At 64.0% G+C, this 7229-nt stretch carries 4 protein-coding genes, 1 tRNA gene and 1 pseudogene; 2 read left to right on the top strand and 4 right to left on the bottom strand.

What is annotated here, in order from left to right; translation table 11 throughout:
- Window positions 1-248: 248 nt before the first annotated feature.
- The 4 genes from DM995_RS06885 to DM995_RS06870 all read right to left on the bottom strand — a co-directional run bounded on the left by DM995_RS06885 (window position 249) and on the right by DM995_RS06870 (window position 4907).
- Entirely contained in the window at window positions 249-1484 is a 1236-nt protein-coding gene (locus DM995_RS06885) for a glycoside hydrolase family 130 protein (protein ID WP_232824147.1), read from the bottom strand.
- A gap of 28 nt (window positions 1485-1512) precedes the next feature.
- On the bottom strand, window positions 1513-3831 hold the full coding sequence (locus DM995_RS06880) for a glycosyltransferase family 4 protein (RefSeq protein WP_116968924.1): 2319 nt from the start codon (window positions 3829-3831) through the stop codon (window positions 1513-1515).
- Window positions 3832-4104: 273 nt separating this feature from the next.
- Window positions 4105-4195: transfer RNA gene (locus DM995_RS06875), tRNA-Ser, on the bottom strand.
- Window positions 4196-4268: 73 nt separating this feature from the next.
- Window positions 4269-4907: an adenylate/guanylate cyclase domain-containing protein gene (locus DM995_RS06870; RefSeq protein ID WP_157973104.1), complete on the bottom strand. Its 639-nt coding sequence runs from the start codon at window positions 4905-4907 to the stop codon at window positions 4269-4271.
- 84 nt (window positions 4908-4991) lie between these two features.
- Here DM995_RS06870 and DM995_RS06865 point away from each other — a divergent pair, with 84 nt between their 5' ends.
- Both DM995_RS06865 and DM995_RS06860 read left to right on the top strand, forming a co-directional pair.
- Window positions 4992-6023, top strand: a complete 1032-nt coding sequence (locus DM995_RS06865) for a peptidylprolyl isomerase (protein WP_116970354.1) — start codon at window positions 4992-4994, stop codon at window positions 6021-6023.
- Between the two features lie 84 nt (window positions 6024-6107).
- Window positions 6108-7146 (top strand): annotated as a pseudogene (locus DM995_RS06860) (alanine dehydrogenase).
- Window positions 7147-7229 lie beyond the last annotated feature (83 nt).

The following is a 7229-nucleotide window of genomic DNA, read 5'->3' as shown; positions in this document are numbered from 1 at the left end:
CACCCAGACAGGACCCGCAGCCGTTCATTCCCGAGCCGATCGCGCATCACGCCGCCGAGCGTTTCCCCTTCGACCGGCTGATCCCGCTATTCCCTATCGCCGACATCAACCAGGCGATTGCCATTCAGGCGCGCGGCGCGTGCATCAAGGTCGTGCTGGTCCCCTGATTTGCGGGTGAATCGTGATTTCCAGCGATCCTGCCGATTTCGGCACCGCCCCCGACTTTAGCGCGGTGCCTAAACGGCGAGTCATCCCATCGTCTTGAGCAGATCGGCAATGGCGATATTGGCAAACCCCACCGAACTGTCGGAAATTCCGTACGGGATGATCAGCTGGTTCTCGATCCGCATGGCGCCGCAGGTATAGATGACGTTGGGCACATATCCGGATCGATCCGCATTTTCGGCCGTGAGCAGCGGCTCGATCGTGCGGGCGATCACCCTGGACGGGTTTTCAAGGTCCAGCAGCGCGCAGCCCAGCGCATATTTGCGCATGGCGCCCACGCCGTGCGTGAGCAGCAGCCAGCCGTGCGGCGTGCGGATCGGGCTGCCGCAATTGCCGATCTGGATGAACTCCCAGGGATAGCGGGGCTCCATGATGAGCTGGCCTTCTCCCTCCCAGCGGTCGAGCTGCGGGCTCTGCAGCAGGAACAGGTTCTTCCCGTCCTGCCGACCGATCATGGCGAACTGACCGCCGATCTTTTCAGGGAAAAGGGCCATTCCCTTGTTCCGGCCCGCCTCGCCGTCGATCGGTTCGAGGATGAACCGTCTGAAGTCGGTCGTCCGCAGCAGTTCCGACCGGATGGTCGAACCCGAATAGGCCGTATAGGTCCCGATCCACTCGTATTGGCCGTCGTCGTGCTGGAAGCGGACCAGTCGGAGATCTTCCAGCCCGTTGCGTTGCTGTTCGGTAACCGGAAAGATCACGGTATTGGAAAGGCTGCTGTCAACATTGCGATGCACCGCCACCGCGCTGTCGCTATCGGTCAGGCTGGTATTGTCCAGCTCCACCGACGTCGCCCACGAGCTCTGGGGCCACAGGTCGATCTGGCCCGAAGGCAGGGCAATTCCCTCGCGAAACGCGATCGAGCTGATATGGCCTTCGCCGACGGCGCGCAGCGACATGATGAAGCGAACGGCTCCTCCCTCGCATCCGCTCTGATCGGGATGCGGAACGATCGAAGGGTTCATCAGCGCAGCGGCTGCATAAGCGTATTCGTGGCAGAAATACGCGCCGATGAGCTTCTGCCGCACGGGTGAAAAGCGGGCCTTGTCGAGGTTCAGCACCGCCTGGACCTCGGCCCATCGCTCGGCAAACATGGCTTCGGTCTGCCAGTGCCGGTCCCTGAAATCGGCAAGCACCTTGCCATATTCCAGGTCGACCTCTTCCTCGGTCAGCGTCGCGATGGCGTCGACGAGCTTCAGCGCGCGATTGTCTTCCGCTTGTCTGGCGTGCCAGCTGAGGTGGAATGGTCGCAGGACCACCCGCGAGGGATCGGCAGAAAGCCGCTGATCATGGATATGCAATGGTCCGCGCAGCCTGTTTGTTGTTCGCGTCAACAGCGTCTCCCGAATGCTGGTCCAAGTCCGGCACCAGCGCTATCACGGAATGATAGCCCAACTGAAACGCCAATATGCTTTCCGCCCCGCAGTTCAGATTGGCTCCCCTCGGGTTGATGCCGTCCCGGCACAGCCCGCTGACAGGATCTGCCAGCGGTTCACCACGGTCATTTGCGCCGAAGAACCATTTCCAGGCAGCCAGTCCATGGTCGCGCCAATGCTGCCCCCCATCGATCGCATAGGCGCTGGCGCAGGCGTCCAGCGCGGCCTGCGCCTCGACCGGTTGCTGGTCGAATGGCATATGGCTGTAGGGGATGCCGAACCCTTCGGACCCGATCGGTCGAAAATGACCCGCCGCCGCCGTCTGGCGTTCGCAGATCCAGCGCAGCGTGTCGAACCCGGTCGCAAGCCAGTCGGCGCGACCGAGCGCATGCCCTGCGAGGATCAGCGCCTGTGGCATGCGGGGATTGTCATAGGCCAGCACCGCCTCGAACCACGTCCAGTCGGGGCGTCGCGACTGTTCCAGCAGATGTGCAAGAATGCCAGCGCCGCGCTGTGCGGCCTGGAGTGAGGGACCATGCGCGGGCCGGTGTCCCAGCATGGTGGTGCAGGCGAGAATGATGAAGGCCAGCGTCCGCGGGCTGTCGAGGCTGGCGATGTGGTCGAGAACCTCGTCATACAGGCGGATGGCCCAATCGCGGACATGCGCATCGGGGTTGTGGACCGCTGTATGCGCCAAGGCCCAGAGCGCGCGCCCGTTGGAATCGTCCGATCCGCGCTCTTCCAGCCATTGCCGTTCGAAGCTCATGAAATTCCTGAAGCGGCCCAGGTCGGCATTCCAGGCATGCTGGATGAACGAGGCCAGCACCATCGAGCGATCAACCTGTTCGCCGCGACCGATCGCGGTCGTGACGTTGACCAGCATCAGCGCGCGAACGGCGTCGTCGAGGCAATAGCCGTGGCGGCGATCGGGGATCGTGCCGATCGCGTGCTGCAGAATGCCGGTCGAATCGCTCATCCGGCGCACAGCATCGAAGCTGGGCTGCGCCGTTGCGACCTTGGAGAAGGGCCGTGCCACGGTCCTTTCGATCATCAGTTCGACGGCCTCGGCAAATCTGGGCCAGATGGTCAGCCGTCCGCGCTCATAGGCCCGCCGCTTCTGGGCAGCCAGCAGATCGGGGTTGGCAAGCAGCGCGCATACCGCTTCTGCAATGCCCGAAACCGATTGCGGTTCGATGAGCACGCCCGTTCCGTCGGCCAGCAGCTCGCGGGCATGGATATAGGGCGTGGACACCACCGCCTTGCCCAGCGCCACCGCATAGCTCAGCGTGCCGCTCGTCGATTGCTGCAGATTGGGATAAGGCGTCAGATAGATGTCGCAGGCCTCGAGCTGGTCGAGCAATTCGTCGGTATCGAGGAACCGGTTTTCCCATTCGATCGCGTGGGCAACGCCGAGGCCTTGGGCGAGCATCTTCAGTTCGTCGCGATAGGCCTCGCCCTCGCAGGCGACGAGATTGGGGTGGGTGGCGCCCACGATCCGATAGCAGACATCGGGATGGGCCTTGAGAATGGCGGGCAGCGCCTCGATCACGGTCTCGAGGCCCTTGCCGCGTCCGAGAAGTCCGAAGGTGGTCAGCACCGGGCGATCGCGCAGATCGTGCTTTGCCTTGAAAATGGCTTCCCGGCCGAAGGGACGATCGGGCGCACCGTGCTCGATGACGTCGATGATTTCGCTGGGGGCGTGGTGCCGGCTCATCAGCCGTTCGCGCGACAGCGGGCTCATGACCATGATCCGCGATGCCCTGGCCACCAGATGGTCGATGATCCGGCGCTGGTTGTCCGAGGGATTTTCGAGCACGGTATGGAAGGTCACGATCAATGGAGCGGCGATGCGATCGACCAGATCGATGACCATCTCTCCGTCGGGTCCGCCATAGATGCCGAATTCGTGCTGAAGCCAGACCGCGTCAGTGGCCGCGGCGTTGATGTCGGATGCTGCAGCGCGATAGCTTTCGCGGTCATCGGCGACGATCTCGCGAACGCCGGCGCCGCTTTCGCCTCTACCCCTGGTCATCGCCCAGATATCGAACGTGACGTGATCGAAATAGCGCCCGACCTGTTCCACGACGTCGGCGGCAAAGGTCGCGAGCCCGCACTTTCTCGGCGCATAGGTGCTGATGATGCTGATACGGCGGGGCGATTGTCGGCGTGGAAGTGAGACGACATTGCACCCCGGCTGGCTCTCGTGCTGCGTCTCACCGGCAAAAAACATGCTGCGCCTCCTGATCTTTCAGGTCCGTTACGCTGCACTGCACCAATCGTTGCGTCCGCGACGCTCGAATCCTCCTGCGCGCTGGCGGGTGATGATTGCCCACCCATCGCGGATCACGAAACAGAGGCTGGCGAGCAGATGAGGCACGCCAACTCGCACATCGGACGCAGCACGAGGCGGTCCGTTGCCTCGACATTGCCGGAATTGCTGTTCTGGGTCGAAATGCAGTCCAGCAGCATTGGTCCGAGACCGGCCGACCAGATCGAATATCAGTGGCGGAGCGGGAGGGATTCGAACCCTCGATACGCTTTTGACGTATACTCACTTTCCAGGCGAGCGCCTTCGACCACTCGGCCACCGCTCCGCATGTCCTGGAAGGCGACCCCCTATAGCCAAGCGCTGCACCGCGCAAGCGGTGTTTGACGCGCGCGGCGCGGTCAGCCGACGACGTGATAGCCCAGCACCAGCCCGGAAATGCTGACCTGTTCGGGCCGGGTTTCGACATGCTTGAGCGTCAGCGTCGTGCGCGCGCTTTCGGTGAGCAGAATCTCGCTGCGCTGCGCCACATCCTCGCCCAGCTTGCAGGTGAGATTCATCTCGTCGCCGAATATGTCGTGGTCGTCGATGTTGAGCACCTCGCCATAACCGATGCCGATCGAGGCATAGAGCTTGCGCTCTTCGGGCAGCACCATGTTCGCCGCGTTCAGTTGCCGCATGATGCCGCGCGCGGCGCGCACGGCGTCGTCGGTCTCGTCGAACAGGCAGTAGAGATTGTCAGCCTCGGCCTTGATCAACAGCCCGCCGTGATCCTCGATCTCGGGCAGCGCGAGCCGCTTCATCTGGTGCACCATCAGCAGGAACGCCGCCACGCCGTGGCGCTGCGTCGTGCGCGAAAAGCCGCTCATGTCGAGCACCATGATCGCCCGGGTCTCGCCGAACACCTCGTGAATGCGCGTGGCGATCGAGGGCAGATTCTCGGGCTGTTCGATCATCTCGTCGAGCAGCCGGTCGAGCGTCGAGCGGCTGTTGCGCAGCGCCAGCGGCGTGTCGTCGTCGTCATGGTCCGACAATGGCATGCGAGTCTCCCTCCCGACCCGAAACCCAGAATGCATCGCCGCAGGCGGTTCCGCAAGCCGGAGCGCCGTGTTAGCGTCGGTGGCATGACAGTCTCTCGATTCCGTACCCTTGCGCTGCGCTCGGCCGCCGCGCTTCTGCCCTTGTGCCTCCTGGCTGCCGCCGATCCGCCGCCCGACCGTCCGGGGCCGAACGATATCGTCGCTGCCGCGCCGCCATCGGCCTGGGTGAAGATCGCGCCCGAAGACCTGCTGGTGATGGACCTGGCGCCCGATGCGAAGGGCAGGGCGCGCCGCGTGGTGATCCAGCTGATCGCCGCCCCGATCAGCGAACCATGGGTGGCGAATATCCGCAAGCTTGCCGCCGCGCATTGGTGGGACGGGCTGGCCATCGTGCGCGTGCAGGACAATTATGTCGTCCAATGGGGCGATCCCGATGGCGAGGATACGGCCAGGGCGCGGCCCTTGCCCAAGGGTGTCGCACCGCTGGTCGACCAGGGCAGTCCCCACAGGAACGGCTATGTGGCGGACCTTCCCAACCATGAGGGGCCAGGGCCCTTGGGCGAGTTTCGCAGCCCGCCGCCGGTGCTTGGGCCGGACAGCTATGTCCGCAATCCGCATTTCTACAAGTCATGGCCGATGGCCAACGGACTGAGGGCGAGAACCGGGGCGGTGGCCGGGGTCCCGCCGACATACGATGCCTGGCCGGTGCATTGCTATGGCATGGTCGGCGTGGGCCGCAACCTTTCGCCCGATATGGGCAGCGGGGCAGAGCTGTACACCGTGATCGGCCACGCGCCGCGTCATCTCGACCGCAATATCGCGCTGGTGGGCCGGGTGGTCGAGGGGATCGAGCACCTGTCCAGCCTTCCGCGCGGCACCGGGGCACTGGGCTTTTACGAAACGCCCGAGGAGCGCACCGTCATCCGGTCGGTCCGGCTGGCGACCGAGCTGCCCGAGGCCGAACGACCCCGGCTCGAATATCTCGACAGCCTGAGCGAGTCGTTTGCCGCCTATGCCAAGGCGCGCGCCAATCGGCAGGATGCGTTCTTCAATATCCCCGCCGGGGCGGCGGATATCTGCAACATTCCGATTCCGATTCGGAAGATTACGCAATAATGTAATAAAGTAACAAAATCGGTCGCGCAGGGCTGGAGGTCGGACTAAGGCCGGGGGAAACAATACCAGCAGGAGAAGACTGTCATGCGCGTTGGCACCGTCAAGGAAATCAAGAACCACGAATATCGCGTCGGCATGACGCCCGAAAGCGCCCGCGAACTGGTGCAGCACGGGCACGAGGTATGGGTGCAATCGGGCGCGGGCCTGGGCATCGGCGCGAAGGACAGCGACTATCAGCGCGCAGGCGCGAAGATGATCGAGACCGCGGCCGAGATCTTTTCCGAATGCGAGATGGTGGTGAAGGTCAAGGAGCCGCAGAGCGTCGAGCGCGCGATGCTGCGCGAAGGTCAGATCCTGTTCACCTATCTGCACCTCGCGCCCGATCCGGAGCAGACCAAGGATCTGGTCGATTCCAGGGCGGTGTGCATCGCGTATGAGACCGTAACCGACATCCATGGCGGCCTGCCGCTGCTCAAGCCGATGAGCCAGGTGGCCGGGCGCATGTCGATCCAGGCGGGCGCGACCGCGCTCGAAAAGGCGCATGGCGTTCAACGCGGCGCAGATGGCGGCAGGGCTGGGCGCGGACGTGACGATCCTCGACCGCAATCCCGAGGTGCTCGAAAAGCTCGGCTATTATTTCGAGGCGCGCGCCAAGACGCGCTTTGCCAATGCCGCCAATGTCGCCGATTGCGTCGCGCAGGCCGATCTGGTGATCGGCGCGGTGCTGATCCCCGGCGCGGCCGCGCCCAAGCTGGTCACGCGCGAGATGCTGGGCACGATGAAGCCCGGCGCGGTGCTGGTCGATGTCGCGATCGATCAGGGCGGGTGCTTCGAAACCAGCCATGCCACCACCCATGCCGACCCGACCTATGTCGTCGATGGCATCGTCCATTATTGCGTCGCCAACATGCCGGGTGCCGTCGCGCGGACCAGCACCTATGCGCTCAACAACGTGACGCTGCCGCACATGCTGCGCATGGCCGACAAGGGCTGGAAGGAGGCGCTGCGCAGCGATCCGCACCTCGCGGCGGGCCTCAATGTCTGGAACGGCCGGGTGACCTACAAGGCGGTGGCGGACGATCTGGGTTATGCCTATTGTCCGCTCGAAGAGGCGCTCGCCTGAAGCGCCACGCGCGCAAGGAGAGCTGCCGATGATCGCCGACCACCAGAAGCCTGTCGATTCCCCGTTCGGCCGCCACAGCGAAC

Source organism: Blastomonas sp. UPD001, from assembly GCF_003426715.1.
Lineage (GTDB): Bacteria > Pseudomonadota > Alphaproteobacteria > Sphingomonadales > Sphingomonadaceae > Blastomonas.
This window is presented reverse-complemented; position numbering and strand designations above follow the sequence as displayed.

Excerpts from the sequence above, each read along its gene's own strand:
- DM995_RS06880 (WP_116968924.1), bottom strand. The coding sequence starts at position 3,831 with ATGTTTTTTGCCGGTGAGACGCAGCACGAGAGCCAGCCGGGGTGCAAT.
- DM995_RS06870 (WP_157973104.1), bottom strand. The coding sequence starts at position 4,907 with ATGCCATTGTCGGACCATGACGACGACGACACGCCGCTGGCGCTGCGC.
- DM995_RS06865 (WP_116970354.1), top strand. The coding sequence starts at position 4,992 with ATGACAGTCTCTCGATTCCGTACCCTTGCGCTGCGCTCGGCCGCCGCG.